13 protein-coding genes are annotated in these 16,241 nt (G+C 37.8%); all 13 read left to right on the forward strand.

Annotation, left to right across the window (positions count from 1 at the left end):
* The first annotated feature begins 1 nt into the window (after position 1).
* The 13 genes from AC1DFT_RS03610 to AC1DFT_RS03670 all read left to right on the forward strand — a co-directional run bounded on the left by AC1DFT_RS03610 (position 2) and on the right by AC1DFT_RS03670 (position 16,192).
* Positions 2 to 1,249, forward strand: coding sequence for a competence/damage-inducible protein A (locus AC1DFT_RS03610; RefSeq protein WP_477917686.1), 1,248 nt, complete (start codon positions 2 to 4; stop codon positions 1,247 to 1,249).
* A 183-nt stretch (positions 1,250 to 1,432) separates the two neighbouring features.
* Complete coding sequence (gene recA / locus AC1DFT_RS03615; RefSeq protein ID WP_477917688.1) at positions 1,433 to 2,500, forward strand: recombinase RecA; 1,068 nt, start codon at positions 1,433 to 1,435, stop codon at positions 2,498 to 2,500.
* Between the two features lie 952 nt (positions 2,501 to 3,452).
* Entirely contained in the window at positions 3,453 to 5,015 is a 1,563-nt protein-coding gene (gene rny / locus AC1DFT_RS03620; protein ID WP_477917690.1) for a ribonuclease Y, read from the forward strand.
* Positions 5,016 to 5,067: 52 nt separating this feature from the next.
* On the forward strand, positions 5,068 to 5,865 hold the full coding sequence (locus AC1DFT_RS03625; protein WP_477917692.1) for a TIGR00282 family metallophosphoesterase: 798 nt from the start codon (positions 5,068 to 5,070) through the stop codon (positions 5,863 to 5,865).
* Positions 5,866 to 5,950: 85 nt separating this feature from the next.
* The gene (locus AC1DFT_RS03630) at positions 5,951 to 6,217 is read left to right on the forward strand and encodes a stage V sporulation protein S (protein ID WP_142607777.1); all 267 of its coding nucleotides are present in this window, start codon (positions 5,951 to 5,953) and stop codon (positions 6,215 to 6,217) included.
* A gap of 184 nt (positions 6,218 to 6,401) precedes the next feature.
* Entirely contained in the window at positions 6,402 to 8,144 is a 1,743-nt protein-coding gene (locus AC1DFT_RS03635; protein WP_477917695.1) for a 2-oxoacid:acceptor oxidoreductase subunit alpha, read from the forward strand.
* Complete coding sequence (locus tag AC1DFT_RS03640; RefSeq protein ID WP_477917697.1) at positions 8,144 to 9,010, forward strand: 2-oxoacid:ferredoxin oxidoreductase subunit beta; 867 nt, start codon at positions 8,144 to 8,146, stop codon at positions 9,008 to 9,010. Before AC1DFT_RS03635 ends, AC1DFT_RS03640 begins: the two co-directional genes overlap by 1 nt.
* A gap of 327 nt (positions 9,011 to 9,337) precedes the next feature.
* Entirely contained in the window at positions 9,338 to 10,885 is a 1,548-nt protein-coding gene (miaB, locus tag AC1DFT_RS03645; protein ID WP_477917699.1) for a tRNA (N6-isopentenyl adenosine(37)-C2)-methylthiotransferase MiaB, read from the forward strand.
* The gene (locus AC1DFT_RS03650) at positions 10,885 to 11,319 is read left to right on the forward strand and encodes a YlbF/YmcA family competence regulator (RefSeq protein ID WP_477917701.1); all 435 of its coding nucleotides are present in this window, start codon (positions 10,885 to 10,887) and stop codon (positions 11,317 to 11,319) included. Before miaB ends, AC1DFT_RS03650 begins: the two co-directional genes overlap by 1 nt.
* A 153-nt stretch (positions 11,320 to 11,472) precedes the next feature.
* Entirely contained in the window at positions 11,473 to 12,456 is a 984-nt protein-coding gene (locus AC1DFT_RS03655) for a TAXI family TRAP transporter solute-binding subunit (RefSeq protein ID WP_477917703.1), read from the forward strand.
* Between the two features lie 63 nt (positions 12,457 to 12,519).
* A complete protein-coding gene (locus AC1DFT_RS03660) occupies positions 12,520 to 13,050 on the forward strand; it encodes a DUF1850 domain-containing protein (RefSeq protein ID WP_477917705.1) in 531 nt (176 codons plus the stop codon).
* Complete coding sequence (locus AC1DFT_RS03665) at positions 13,028 to 15,049, forward strand: TRAP transporter permease (RefSeq protein ID WP_477917707.1); 2,022 nt, start codon at positions 13,028 to 13,030, stop codon at positions 15,047 to 15,049. Before AC1DFT_RS03660 ends, AC1DFT_RS03665 begins: the two co-directional genes overlap by 23 nt.
* 129 nt (positions 15,050 to 15,178) lie before the next feature.
* Complete coding sequence (locus AC1DFT_RS03670) at positions 15,179 to 16,192, forward strand: LytTR family transcriptional regulator DNA-binding domain-containing protein (protein WP_477917709.1); 1,014 nt, start codon at positions 15,179 to 15,181, stop codon at positions 16,190 to 16,192.
* Positions 16,193 to 16,241 lie beyond the last annotated feature (49 nt).

Consider the following 16,241-nt stretch of genomic DNA (forward strand, 5'->3'; position numbering starts at 1 on the left):
TATGAAAGCTGAAATTATTGCAGTTGGTTCTGAATTATTATTAGGTCAAATTTCCAATACAAATGCAAGGTTCATCTCTTCACAACTTGCGGAGTTAGGTATAGATGTCTATTATCATACAGTGGTTGGGGATAATCCTAATCGTTTGGTAGACTCTATTAAAATTGCCGAAAATCGAGCAGACTTAATCATTTTCACAGGCGGATTGGGGCCAACGAAAGATGATTTAACGAAAGAGACAATCTCCAGACATTTAAACAAAAAACTAGTAATGGATGATCATGCATTAGTGTATATCGAAGATTTTTTTAAGCGAATGAATCGCAAAATGACAGAAAACAATAAAAAACAAGCACTTGTTTTAGAAGGCTGCACTGTTTTAGAAAACAAACATGGGATGGCACCAGGGATGTTTTTATCGACTAAAACGCATTCGTATATTTTGCTACCAGGACCACCAAAAGAAATGGAGCCAATGTTCCAATTCGAAGCGAAATCAATTCTTACTAAGTTACTACATAATGAATCTATCATTAAGTCCCATGTCATCCGATTTTACGGGATTGGAGAAGCCGAACTAGAAACGGAAGTACAAGATTTATTGTACAATCAAACCAATCCGACCCTTGCTCCACTTGCGTCTGACGGCGAAGTCACTTTACGATTAACGGCTAAAAGTGAGACAGAAGAAGAAGCTTGGAAACTAATCGATGCCCTGCAAACAGAAATTTTCAACCGAGTTGGAAAGTTTGTGTATGGCTATAACAATGATTCCCTTGCGTCAAAACTTCGAGATATACTAGTTGAAAATAATTTAACGATTGCTGCTGCTGAAAGTATGACGGCCGGTCTTTTTCAATCAGAACTGGCCGCGGTTTCCGGTATGGGGCAGGCATTAGTTGGTGGAATGATTACGTACACCGAAGATATAAAAATAAAGCATCTAGGCGTCAGTGAAAAGACCATTAAAGAATGTAGTGTAGTTTCTAGCCAATGTGCAGAAGAAATGGCTATGCGAGTACGAGAGAAATTTGAGACGACTATTGGAGTCGGTATTACAGGTGCAGCTGGTCCTGATGGACACGGAGGACAACCGGCGGGAACCGTTTGGATCGGGATTGCATTCAACGATTCCGCACCTATTTCATACAAGTTAAACCTATCAGGTATGCGAAATACAAACAGACTAAGAGCTGTGAAGTTTACAATCCATTATTTAATACGCTTACTGCATGACCGCGGATTGTAAAAATTAAATTTTGAACATAAAAAACGGCCTAAAATTCCATTTTGGGCCGTTTTTAGCGACCAAAATGAAATAGTCGCAAAAATGAACGAATAAACGTTCGCTTTTTTCTTGTGTATTTCTCAAAAACCTAGTATAGTAAACATAGAAATAAAAAACAGAGGATCTTCTAAGGAGGAAATACAATTGGCTAATGATCGTAAAGCGGCGCTCGAGATGGCGCTAAAACAAATAGAGAAGCAATTCGGTAAAGGTTCAGTTATGAAACTAGGAGAAAAATCAGGTCTTGAAATTTCTACTTCTTCTAGTGGTTCTTTAGCACTTGATGCAGCACTAGGAATAGGTGGATATCCAAGAGGACGTATTATTGAAATATATGGTCCAGAGAGTTCGGGTAAAACAACTGTTGCTCTACATGCCATTGCGGAAATACAAAAAACTGGTGGTCAAGCAGCATTTATCGATGCAGAGCATGCATTAGATCCAGTTTATGCACAAAAACTCGGTGTTAATATTGACGAATTACTTTTATCTCAACCAGATACTGGGGAGCAAGCGCTTGAAATAGCGGAAGCACTTGTACGTAGTGGTGCGATTGAGATTTTAGTAATTGACTCGGTTGCAGCTTTAGTACCTAAAGCTGAAATTGAAGGAGAAATGGGAGATTCACATATGGGTCTTCAAGCTCGACTAATGTCTCAAGCATTACGTAAACTTTCAGGTGTTATTAATAAATCGAACACAATTGCCATTTTCATCAACCAAGTTCGTGAAAAAATTGGAGTAATGTTCGGAAATCCGGAAACTACACCAGGTGGTCGCGCACTTAAATTCTATAGCTCAGTTCGTTTAGAAGTAAGACGTGCAGAAGCGATTAAACAAGGCACAGACATTATGGGGAACAAAACGAAAATAAAAGTAGTTAAAAACAAAGTAGCACCACCATTTAGAACTGCTGAAGTAGATATTATGTACGGTGAAGGAATTTCCCAAGAAGGAGAAATTGTCGACATTGGTTCAGAGTTTGATATTATTCAAAAAAGTGGTTCTTGGTATGCTTACAATGAAGAACGAATTGGCCAAGGTAGAGAAAATGTAAAACAATTCTTAAAAGAAAATCCAACTATTAAAAATGAGATTTCTTTAAAGATTCGTGAGTCTCTTGGAATGGCCGCAAGTGCTTTAACGATTGGTGGCCATGAAGTAGGGGAAGAAGAAGACGCAGAATTTGAATTAATGTTAGATGAAGAATAAAATAATCAAAGTCTCTCAACTTGAGGGGCTTTTTTTATTTTATGCATATGCGCAGAATAGGGAAACTGCGACGTAGAGTATCCGCTATGATTTTCGTTACAGGATGGACGCTTTCCGCCGGGTGAGCGATGAGCCTTCACCGACGCTAGCGCGTGCGATGTGAAGTCTCATCTGCTTACTTATTCCGTGTCGACTAGCTAAAAATAGGTTATTATCCAGTTTATCCAATTCAAGCATCCAGAAAATGGCTAAGGGCAACAGATCGGTCCCTAAAAGCAATCAATTCTATTCCGAAAGCAATCAAACCAGCACGAGAGCAACCAAATTGCCGATGAAAGCAACCATTTCTTAAAATAGCTCTTTACTTGGATTGAGATAACTCGGGATAAAAGGTATTATTCTGATATGTGGTTGATAGATAAGAATTTTATCCTAAAAGATGTGCTCTTTATTAGGAGGCCGCATTTTCTAATTAGATTTAATAAACATTACGTAGTAGATTGGGTTATTTTAATCTCTGATATGTGTCGACACTAAATTAGATAGTAATTCCCATGGATTGGAGCGCAAGGCGGCGACTCCTGTGGGATTAGCGAGACAGGTGAGACCCCGCACGTAGCGTAAGCGGAGGAGGAGGCTCACCGCTCGCCCCACGGAAAGCGTCCGCCTGGAGCGGAAATCATGGCGGACGCCTTGGTATCTTTATGACGCAGTATCCCTATAATACAAAGTAAAGTTTCAGTAAGCTCCTTAAGAACACGCGCTCTTTTTTTATAAAAAAACCTTGTAAAATCAATAATATTCCTATCGTTTCCTTGACAGAGTATTTTTACATCTATACAATTAAAATTGTATAATTTCTTTATAAAATGATGAAAAGGCAATACATATATGCAATTAGTATATATGAGCCGACTGAAACTTAAAAAGAATAGCAATAGGGGGTGTTCGAATGCCATATTTGGAAATTATCATCTCCGCTTTGCTTGGTCTGATCGTCGGTGCTCTTGTTGGTTATAAATATCTGAAAACAGTGAACGATTCAAAAGTGACTGGTGCAAAACAAACTTCTGCACTCATCTTAGATGAAGCAAAGCGAGAAGCGGAAGCATTGAAGAAAGAAGCACTATTAGAAGCCAAAGATGAAACTCACCAATTACGAAATGAAGCAGAATCTGACATCCGTGAACGCCGTATGGAACTGCAAAAACAGGAAAATCGGTTATTACAAAGAGAAGAGAACCTTGATCGTAAGGATGATGCTCTAAACAAGAGAGAAGTAGGTCTTGAGCGTAAAGAAGATGCTCTAACCGAAAGACAACAGCATATCGAACGGAAAGAAAGTAAAGTGGACGAGCTAGTGGATAAACAACAAAGTGAACTTGAACGAATTTCTACCTTAACACGTGAAGAAGCAAGAACGGTTATTCTTCAAGAAGTAGAAAATGAACTAGCTACGGATATCGCTGTCATGACAAAAGAATCGGAAACAAGAGCAAAAGAAGAGGCGGATAAAAAGTCTCGCGAAATTCTTTCCCTTGCCTTACAACGATTTGCGGCCGATCATGTAGCAGAAACAACTGTTTCCGTTGTTAATCTACCGAATGACGAAATGAAAGGTCGCATCATTGGTCGTGAAGGTCGTAACATTCGTACACTCGAAACTTTAACTGGAATCGATTTAATCATTGATGATACACCAGAAGCTGTTATACTATCAGGTTTTGATCCGATACGAAGAGAAACTGCTCGTCTAGCACTAGAAAAATTAGTACAAGACGGACGAATTCATCCAGCTCGTATTGAAGAAATGGTAGAAAAATCGAGAAGAGAAGTAGATGAGCAGATTCGAGAAATCGGAGAACAAACTACATTTGATGTAGGCGTTCATAATTTACATCCTGATTTGATTAAGATACTTGGACGTTTGCGTTATCGTACAAGCTATGGTCAAAACGTATTGAAGCATTCAACAGAAGTTGCGGTTTTAGCAGGTCTACTTGCTGCTGAACTAGGAGAAGACGTAACACTGGCAAGACGCGCAGGATTACTTCACGATATTGGGAAAGCGATTGACCATGAAGTAGAAGGAAGCCATGTGGAAATAGGTGTTGAGCTTGCGACGAAATACAAAGAGCATCCAGTCGTTATTAATAGTATTGCTTCTCACCACGGTGACACAGAAGCCACTTCTGTAATTGCTGTATTGGTTGCTGCTGCAGATGCTTTATCCGCGGCAAGACCTGGTGCAAGAAGTGAAACATTAGAAAACTACATTCGTCGATTAGAAAAACTGGAAGAAATTTCGGAATCCTATGATGGCGTGGAAAAATCTTTTGCGATTCAAGCAGGAAGAGAGATTCGTATTATGGTACGTCCAGATCAAATTGATGATATTACTGCTCATCGTTTGGCAAGAGATATTCGTAAGCGAATCGAAGAAGAACTCGATTATCCTGGTCATATTAAAGTAACGGTTATTAGAGAAACAAGAGCTGTAGAATACGCAAAATAGAAGGAAGGCTTCTAATAAGAAGCCTTTTTTTCGTTAAGGAAGTGGATGAATAATGAAGATTTTATTTATAGGCGATATCGTTGGTTCGATTGGTAGGGATACATTAGAAAGTTATTTACCAAGATTAAAAAGAAAATATAGCCCGGATGTCGTTATTGCAAACGGTGAAAATGCTGCGGCTGGACGCGGAATTACGAAGAAAATTTTTCAAGACCTGCTATATATGGGTGTAGACGTTGTGACGATGGGTAACCACACTTGGGATCAAAAAGAAATTATGGATTTTATTGATGATACGGATTATTTGATTCGTCCTGCTAATTTTTCAGAGGAAGCACCTGGTAAAGGAATGACGTCGGTTACGAAAAATGGACATACGATTTCGGTTATTAATATGCATGGTAGAACCTTTTTACCGCCTCATGATGATCCTTTTAAAAAAGCGACGGAGCTAGTAGAACAAGCCAAGAAATTATCGCCTATTGTTTTCGTTGATTTTCATGCGGAAGCAACAAGTGAAAAAATTGCTTTTGGATGGCATCTGGATGGTAAAGCATCCGTTGTCGTTGGAACGCATACACATGTACAAACAGCAGATTCTCGCATATTACCAGGCGGAACAGCCTATATTACAGACGTTGGCATGACGGGTCCTTATGATGAAGTTTTAGGGATGAAAAAAGAAGACGTCTTATACCGTTTTCAAACCAATATGCCAACTCGTTTTGAAGTACCGAAAAGTGGTCGTTCCGTATTAAGTGGATTCATTGTAGAAGTGGATAACGCAACAGGGAAAGCAATTTCTCAGGAACGTGTTTATATTAATGAAGACTACCCATTTCAAGGCTAAAAGAGTCTAAATAATTCTTGCGTAGCATAAGGTAGGTTATGGACGAAAGCAAGTTCATAATCTAGCTATAAAAGGAGAAATGATAGTGGATTCTTTAAAAGTATCTTCACGTTCTAACCCCAATTCAGTTGCTGGAGCACTTGTTGCAGTAATTAGAGAACAAGGGTATGCAGAGATGCAAGCAGTAGGAGCAGGTGCACTAAATCAGGCGATTAAAGCTATTGCCATTGCAAGAGGATTTGTTGCACCTAGTGGTACAGACTTAACTTGTTCACCTGCTTTCACAGATATCGTTATTTCAGGTGAAGATCGAACTGCTTTGAAACTGTTAGTAGAGAAAAGGGTAAAATAACCGTGAAGTCGCTACTGATCGTTGTAGCGACTTCATTTTGTATTTCGAATATATTGTGACGAATTCAGTTCCGTCAAAGGTCTGATTTTATGAAAAACATAGAGAATACATAGTGATTAATAGTACTTCGTGATAAACTAATGAAAGTAAAATGCATTCAACGAGATAGTAAGGAGATGTTTATATGTTGCAACAGCTTTCTTGGAAAGTAGGAGGGCAGCAAGGAGAGGGTATTGAAAGTACCGGGGAAATTTTCTCAATGGCGATGAACCGCCTTGGATATTACTTATATGGATACCGCCATTTCTCTTCTCGAATTAAAGGTGGCCACACAAACAATAAAATCTGTGTACGTCCCACACAAGTACGTACAATTCCAGACAATTTAGATATTTTAGTAGCTTTTGATCAAGAAACAATAGATGTAAACTACAAAGAACTAACAGAAAAAAGCGTTATTTTAGCAGACGCAAAATTTTCACCGGTAGCACCAGAAGATTGCGTTGCTCCTATGTATATCGTGCCATTTACAGAAGTCGCTGCAGAGCTAGGCACATCACTAATGAAAAACATGGTCGCAATTGGGGCTACATCTGCCCTATTAAACTTAGATAAAGCAGTTTTCCAAGAAGTTGTAGATGAAATTTTCGGTAAAAAAGGACAAGAAGTTGTTGAAAAAAATATGCAAGCCATTCAACAAGGTTTTGATACGATGGCTGAACAATTAGGTGACCGTTTAGGTGAATGGGAACTTGTTCCAGCAGATGGGCAACACCGAATGTTCATGATCGGTAATGACGCAATCGCGCTTGGGGCTTTAGCGGCCGGCGTTAGATTTATGGCAGCATATCCGATTACGCCAGCTTCTGAGATTATGGAGTACATGATTAAAAAGCTGCCCCTATTTGGTGGAGCAGTTATTCAAACAGAAGACGAAATTGCTGCTGCTACAATGGCAATTGGATCTAATTATGGTGGAGTTCGTGCATTTACCGCTTCAGCGGGTCCAGGTCTTTCATTAATGATGGAAGCAATTGGTCTTTCAGGGATGACAGAACAACCGCTTGTTATTGTCGATACACAGCGTGGTGGTCCTTCGACTGGACTTCCAACAAAACAAGAGCAATCCGATCTTATGCAAATGATTTATGGTACACATGGTGAAATTCCGAAAGTCGTTATTGCACCAAGTACTGGGGAAGAAGCATTTTTTGATACGATTCAAGCATTCAATATTGCAGAAGAATTGCAACTTCCTGTAATTATTTTATCCGATTTACAGCTATCACTTGGTAAACAAACAGTGGAACCATTTGATTATTCGAAAATCGAAATTCGTCGTGGTAATTTAGTAAACAATGAAGAAATTCCGGAAGCGGAAGATAAATCGTATTTCAAACGTTATGAAGTAACAGAAGACGGTGTTTCCCCACGTGTATTACCTGGTACGAAACATGCCATCCATCACGTAACTGGTGTAGAACATGATGAAACAGGAAAGCCATCAGAAGCAGCATCTAACCGTAAAGCACAAATGGACAAGCGTATGAAAAAGTTGCAACATGTAAACTTTAACGAGCCAGTTTTTGTAAATGCACCTTATGAAGAAGCTGACATTTTATTCGTAGGTTTCAATTCTACTAGAGGTGTTTTAGAAGAGTTACAACAAACACTGATTGCACAAGGGATGAAAGTAAATCATGCACATATCCGCTTGATTCATCCATTCCCATCAAAAGAAGTACAACCACTAGTAGCAAATGCAAAAAAAGTAGTCGTAGTGGAGAACAATGCAACAGGACAATTGGCGAACATTTTAAAAATGAATGTTGGCGGTCATGATAAAGTGATTAATGTATTGAAATATGATGGAACACCATTCTTACCATTACAGCTTGAAAAACAAGTAAAGGAGTTGCTTAACTGATGGTAACATTTAAAGATTTTCGTAATAATGTCAAACCAAACTGGTGCCCAGGATGTGGCGACTTTTCTGTTCAAGCAGCTATTCAGCGTGCGGCAGCCAATGTTGGCATACAACCGCATGATTTAGCAGTAATTTCTGGTATCGGTTGTTCGGGACGTATTTCTGGGTATATTCATTCATACGGATTCCACGGAATTCACGGTCGTGCTTTACCAATAGCACAAGGATTAAAGATGGCAAACAAAGATCTACACGTCATCGCTTCTGGTGGAGACGGAGATGGATTTGCAATCGGTATCGGCCATACCATTCATTCGATCCGTCGTAATATCGATATGACATATGTCGTAATGGACAACCAAATTTACGGTTTAACAAAAGGACAAACTTCTCCACGTTCAGCAGAAGGATTTAAAACCAAATCAACTCCAGGTGGAGCAATCGAGCCTTCTCTTAAACCACTGGAACTAGCACTTACTTCTGGAGCAACTTTTGTCGCACAAGGATTCTCGTCTGATATTAAAGAGTTAACAGCAATCATTGAAGCGGGTATTAACCATAAAGGTTTTGCGTTCATCAATGTATTTAGTCCTTGTGTAACGTACAACAAAGTAAATACGTATGACTGGTTCAAAGAAAACTTAACGAAGCTTTCCGATGTGGAAGGCTATGACCATACAAACCGTGAAGAAGCAATGCGAGTTGTCATGGAAAATGAAGGATTAGTGACTGGAATCATTTATCAAAATGAACATGCACCTTCTTACCAAGAACAAGTCCCTGGCTACGCACCAACACCACTCGTAGACCAAAACTTGAAGATGAGTGAAAAAGAATTTAATACTTTATTACAAGATTTTATGTAATGACAAAAAAGCTACCTTCATGGGTAGCTTTTTTGGTGCTTTGAAAATAAAAGAAGGCACTTCGATTCGCAAGATAGAATGTTCAAATCGCAAGATCCAAGCCTCGAATCGCAAGCTACCTATCTCTAATAGCAAGTTCCACACTCAGAATCGCAAAATCTTTACTTAGAATGTACAATCTCCAATATTTCCTCCCCAAATCCATTTTCTTATGTCCAATTCAGTACTTTTAAGCTTTATACCTTGTGACGAGTGCGTATTATTCAGTATAATAGGTTGATGGATATTCGTGTAAAGTCTACGAATGAAAGAAAGGAGCGTCTTCTTATGAACGAAGAATCGCGTTTACAAAGTGCACAAATAAAGGAACCTAATTCTCCGGACAAAAAATCCGAGAAGGATTATAGCCAATATTTTCAAGCGGTATATACCCCACCATCCTTAAAAGAGGCAAAAAAACGAGGAAAAGAAGAAGTTGCTTACCATAATGATTTTGCCATACCTGAGCAATTTAAAGGAATGGGGCAAAACCGTAAATTTTATATTCGTACATACGGCTGCCAAATGAATGAGCATGACACAGAAGTAATGGCAGGTATTTTCATGCAGCTTGGATATGAACCTACGGACACGGTAGAAGATGCAAATGTTGTTCTTCTCAACACATGTGCCATTCGTGAAAATGCGGAAAACAAAGTATTCGGTGAGCTAGGTCACTTAAAACATTTAAAACAAAATAATCCAGATGTATTGATTGGTGTTTGTGGATGTATGTCCCAAGAAGAATCCGTCGTCAATAAAATATTAAAAACATATAACCAAGTAGATATGATTTTCGGAACACATAATATTCACCGCCTACCTAATATTCTAAATGAAGCGTATCTTTCGAAAGAAATGGTCGTAGAAGTTTGGTCTAAAGAAGGCGATGTTATTGAAAACTTGCCAAGAGTGAGAAAAGGTTCGATCAAAGCATGGGTAAATATTATGTACGGTTGCGATAAATTCTGTACATATTGTATCGTTCCTTACACGCGAGGCAAAGAACGTAGCCGTCGTCCGGAAGATATTATTCAAGAAATTAGACATTTAGCTGCACAAGGCTATAAAGAAGTGACATTACTTGGACAAAACGTAAATGCTTACGGAAAAGACTTTGAAGATCTAGACTATCGCTTTGGTGATTTAATGGATGATCTGCGCAAAATCGACGTAGCTCGTATTCGTTTCATGACAAGTCACCCTAGAGACTTTGATGATCATTTAATCGAAGTACTTGCAAAAGGCGGAAATTTAGTTGATCACATTCATTTACCAGTGCAATCTGGGTCTTCCGATATTTTAAAAATAATGGCTCGTAAATATTCACGAGAGCATTATTTAGAATTAGTTCGTAAGATTAAAGCGGCCATTCCTAATGTTTCTTTAACAACGGATATTATTGTTGGATTCCCCAACGAAACGGATGAGCAATTCGAAGAAACGATGTCTTTATATAAAGAAGTAGGATTTGAAATTGCCTATACCTATATTTATTCGCCACGTGAAGGTACTCCAGCTGCCAAAATGGTCGATAATGTACCGATGGAAGTGAAAAAAGAACGTCTACAACGATTGAATAAATTAGTAAATGATATGTCTGCAGAAGCGATGAAAAAATACGAAGGTCAAGTGGTGGAAGTGCTAGTAGAAGGGGAAAGTAAAAATAACCCGGATGTACTGGCAGGATATACACCAAAAAGCAAGCTAGTAAACTTCGTTGGACCAAAAGATATTATTGGTAAGCTTGTACAAGTGAAAATTACAGATGCCAAAACATGGTCACTTACTGGAGAAATAGTAGAAGTACCAAATGAGCAAAAGGTGGGAATATAATGACTACTAAATATACAAGAGACGATATTATTGAAAAAGCAAAAGAAATTGCAACAATGATTGCTAATACGGAAGAAGTAGATTTCTTTAAACGTGCAGAAGCACAAATTAATGAAAATCAAAAAGTACGTGAAAAAATTGCTAGTCTAAAAAGCTTGCAAAAACAAGCGGTTAACTTTCAACATTTAGGAAAAGAAAAAGCACTAAAAATGATTGAAGGAAAAATTGAAGCAATTGAAGCAGAAATTGATGGTCTTCCAATTGTCCAAGAGTTCAAACAATCACAAGGCGATGTAAATAGTCTACTACAATTAGTGGCAAACTCAATTTCCAATAATGTAACAAACCAAATAATTGAAGCAACAGAAGGCGATCTATTAAGAGGCGAAACTGGCTCGAAAGTAAAAAATACGACCTATGATAGTTGTTCATAAATAAAGGAAGAAAAACATACATTAATCTAAAAGATTAATGTATGTTTTTTTGTTGAAAATAGAGAAAAGGCGAAATAGGTTGACAACTGGAAGCGTTTTTATGTTAATATTATTATGAACATGGGGAATATATATAAAAAGGGAGGAAATGGAATGAAAAAGAGACAATTTAAATGGCTTTCAATTATAAGTATCGTTGCTTTGTTCATATTATCAGCATGTGGTTCGGGTGATAATAGTACTAGTGGGGATTCTGGTAAAAAGAAGGAAGATTACGATTTTTTAAGTATTTTAACTGGTGGAGTACAAGGAACTTATTATCCGCTTGGTGGTACATTTGCAGATTTAATTAGTAAAGAAACTGGTATTAAAACAACAGCAGAAGTTTCGCAAGCATCTGCAGCTAATATGACAGCTTTACAAGAAGGTACACAAGAAATAGCATTCGTACAAACGGATATTGCCTACTATGCTACAGAAGGCAAGTTCATGTTTGAAGATAACAAAATCGATACAATTTCTGCACTTGGATCACTATACCCGGAAACTGTGCAGTTAGTAACAACAGATAAAACAGGTATTAAATCATTTGCAGATTTAAAAGGAAAGAAAATATCTGTAGGTGCTCCAGGTTCAGGAACTTATGCCAATGCAGAACAATTACTTGAAATCCATGGAATTACTATGGATGATATTGAACCTCAAAATTTAGATTTTGGTGAATCTCAAGATAGTTTACAAGCTGGACAAATTGATGCGGCATTTATTACAGCTGGTACACCAACTGGAGCTGTTGAGGCATTAAATGCTGTTGCAAACGTTGTAATTATCCCAGTGGAAGACGCTAAAGCAGATGAATTGATCGAAAAATATCCATATTACGCAAAAGATGTTGTTCCTTCAGGTACTTATGGATTAACAGCAGATGTGCCAACTGTTTCAGTAGGTGCAATGCTTGCAGTTAGCAATGAACTTCCTGAAGACTTAGTTTATGAAATGACAAAAGCGATTTATGATAATGCATCAAGTATTACTCATCCTAAGGGACAATTTATTAAAGCAGAAACAGGTCTTGATGGTATTGGTATACCAGTACATCCTGGTGCTCAAAAATACTTTGACGAAGTAAACAAATAATAGTAAATATTTGGGGGCCATGTTGCGCATGCTTCATGCCCCTTTTTAAATGGAGGCAAGAGAATGCGATTTTTCAAAGTATTTGCGATTCTCTTTGTTACATGCAGTATTGCACTTCTTATTTTTTATCCGTACAAACAAGCTTTTGTATTCACGGAAACAAGAACCGAGCATGCATCTGTTCATTACGTTCCCACTAGAACTGATCAATTATTTCAAATCCGCTATACACATTCTATCCATAAAACAGATGTAGTGGAAACATACAAAATCGTCAACAAGTCAAAAATTCAATTATTAAAAATGGTTTATACTGATTTAGCAATTGGGTTGCCTGGATATGCAGAAGAAGGTCAAACATTCGAACAAAAAGATGGTAAATATATTCTTACATATAAAAACGAAGTAATTGACTCATTTACGATATTAATAGGAGATATTGATTTGGATTTAGTATTGCAATATGAAAACAATGAAATAGACTTAAAGAAATCATTGGAGCGAGGTAAATCATATTTAGTGGAAGTTAAAAAAATATCCATTTATMAACAAATGAAAGGAGAACAAATGAATGTCGGAAAAAAAGTTAGTTAATAACAATGAAGAAGAATTTAAGCAATTATCGGAAGCGGAACAACAAGAAATATTAAAAAAATATGACCCAGAGTCGAATACAAGATCCGTTGAAGGAATTATGAAGACAGTCATATTTGTAGGACTTCTTGCATTTTCACTTTTTCAATTATATACAGCGATTTGGGGTCAATATACAGCTTACTTACAGCGCTCCATCCATTTAGGATTTGCATTATCCCTTATTTTTTTATTGTTTCCTGCCCGTAGAAAATTACTTAAAAAGAAAACGATATCGTTTTATGATTATATCTTATCGCTTCTAGCGATTGGGGTTGGATTGTATTGGCCTATACAATACCAAGAATTAGTTTTTAGAGTAGGAAAGTTAACGCAATTAGATTTTATCGTGGGGTTATTAGCTGTCCTTTTGACGCTAGAAGCTGCTCGTCGGGCTGTAGGAATGCCTATTACAATCATAGCAAGTGCTTTTTTAGTTTATGGACTTCTTGGTCCTTATTTTCCTGGTTTTCTTGCTCATAGAGGACAGGATTTAGGTAGCCTAATCCATTTAATGTTCTTTACGACTGACGGAATACTGGGAACACCAATTAGTGTTTCTGCAACATTCATTTTTGTATTTTTACTATTTGGAGCCTTCCTTGTTAAAACAGGAGTAGGGCAATATTTCAATGATTTAGCTGTAACGCTGGCTGGACGCTTAGTAGGTGGACCGGCAAAAGTTGCGATTTTCTCCAGTGCATTGCAAGGGACGATTTCGGGAAGTTCGGTTGCAAACGTAGTTACTTCAGGTTCATATACGATACCAATGATGAAGAAACTTGGGTATCGGAAAGAATTTGCTGGTGGTGTAGAAGCAGCTGCATCTACAGGAGGGCAGTTGATGCCTCCAATTATGGGAGCGGCAGCATTCTTAATGGTCGAATTTATAGGTGGTATTACATATTGGGAGATTGCCAAAGCGGCAGCCATTCCTGCGATTTTGTACTTTACCGGCATTTGGATTATGACGCATTTTGAAGCAAAACGTGTAGGTTTAAAAGGCATGTCCAAAGAGGAGATGCCAGACCGTAAAGAGGTACTGAAAAAACTTTATCTTCTTATTCCGATTATAGCTATCATTGTGTTGATGTTTATCGGAGTTCCGACGATGCAAGCTGCTCTTTGGGGAATAGTGACAGCTGTTGTATTTAGTGCTTTTGATAAACAAACAAGAATGAGCTTCAAGGATATAATTGAGGCATTAGTTGATGGTGCAAGGACAGCTCTAGCAGTTGCAGCGGCTACTGCAGCTGCCGGTATTATCGTAGGGGTAGTAGTAAAAACAGGTTTAGGCTTAAGTTTAGCAAATGGTCTAATTTCAGCTTCAGGTGGAAATATTTTCTTGACGCTTATTTTTACAATGCTAGCCTCCATTGTACTAGGAATGGGATCACCAACTACGGCAAACTATGTTATTACTAGTACAATTGCTGCTCCAGCGATTATTACATTACTGATGATTGATATGCCAGCAGGTTCAACCATTCCTCTAGTAGTTGCGTTATCAGCACATTTATTTGTATTCTATTTTGGGATTATTGCTGATATCACACCACCAGTAGCACTTGCTGCATTTGCTGCGTCAGGGGTATCCGGTGGGGATCCGATTAAAACAGGCGTAGTAGCGGCAAAATTAGCGATTGCTGCGTTTATCATTCCATATATGATTATTTTCTCGCCTGCTCTATTAATGATGGACACAACTTTCCTAGAAATTGTCTGGGTAGTCTTTACTGCCATCACGGGCATGGTAGCTATTGGTGCGGGTATGATTGGATACTGGTATCGCAAAGTTACATGGATTGAAAGAATTTTCGCGATTGGGGCTGGATTACTACTAATCTATCCTGAAAGCTTTTCCGATATCACAGGATTAATCATTTTCGCCATACTTTTAGCTATCCAACTATTCACACGTGAAAAAGGGGATACTACAAAAAAAGCAGCGGTAGCTTAATGTAAATGAGAAATAGTAATCTAATTAGAGACACGATTCGCATGAGAATCGTGTCTCTTTTATAATGTTCATTTATTCATTAATTGGTATAATAAAGAAAGTTAAGAATAATAGAAATGAGGATTTTTGATGCCACTGAAATTTATACAAGTGGAAAAACATATACATGATACAATCGTTTTTCCAGCTTTTGATTTAATGATAGATACTGGGGAAGTTGCTGCAATTTGCTCGAATGTAAACATCCGGGAGCAGCTGATTGATATTTTATTAGGAAAAAAATTATTATCCAATGGAGAAATACAATATACTGATCCCCAAAAAATAGCGTTCTTTTTCCTGAATGAAGGCTTACACGAGCGACTTAGGGTGCAAGAGTTCCTTAAATTTTACCACCAATTGTATCAATCAACTCAATCCATAGAAGCTATTACTCGTTTAGTGCAACTAGACGCAAAGAAAAACAAAAAAATAAAAGATCTTACATACTCAGAAAAGAAACGTACCCAGCTTGCATACATACTTATTCAAAACGCGCAAATCTACATAATGGAAGAACCAGACCAAAACTTGGATACAGAATCAAAACGAATATTGATCACCGTGCTAAACGAACTTCGGAAATTGCAAAAAACAGTACTCGTATTAACAAGTCACTTAGAAACGGCAGTAACTGTTGCAGATAAGATCGTTCGCTTGGACGACAAAGGACTGCATGAAGTGCAAACAGAAGAAAATCAGGAAGAAGTACAAAACGAAACGACCAGCGAAAATGAAACCGAAGAAAAAATCGTTCAACCTATTCGATTTGAAAAAATACCAACAAAAGTAAATGAAAAAATCGTGCTATTTGATCCACCAGAAATTGACTATATTGAAAGTACGGAAGGGCAAACTTTTTTACATATTAAAGGAGAAAATTTTCCCTGTACTTTTACGTTGAATGAATTAGAAGAAAGATTATTGCCATTCGGATTTTTCCGTTGTCATCGTTCCTACATTGTTAATTTACAAAAAGTACGCGAAGTGATTACATGGACAAGAAATAGTTACAGCCTAGTACTCGATGATGCTTTAAAATCATCTGTCCCTTTATCTAAAACAAAAATGGCGGATTTAAAGGAAATGTTGGGCCTAAAATAAGCTCCATTCACCCCCAAAATGACTCCTTTCACCGTAAATATGATGTTTC

Source organism: Psychrobacillus sp. 05T411 (assembly GCF_056396485.1).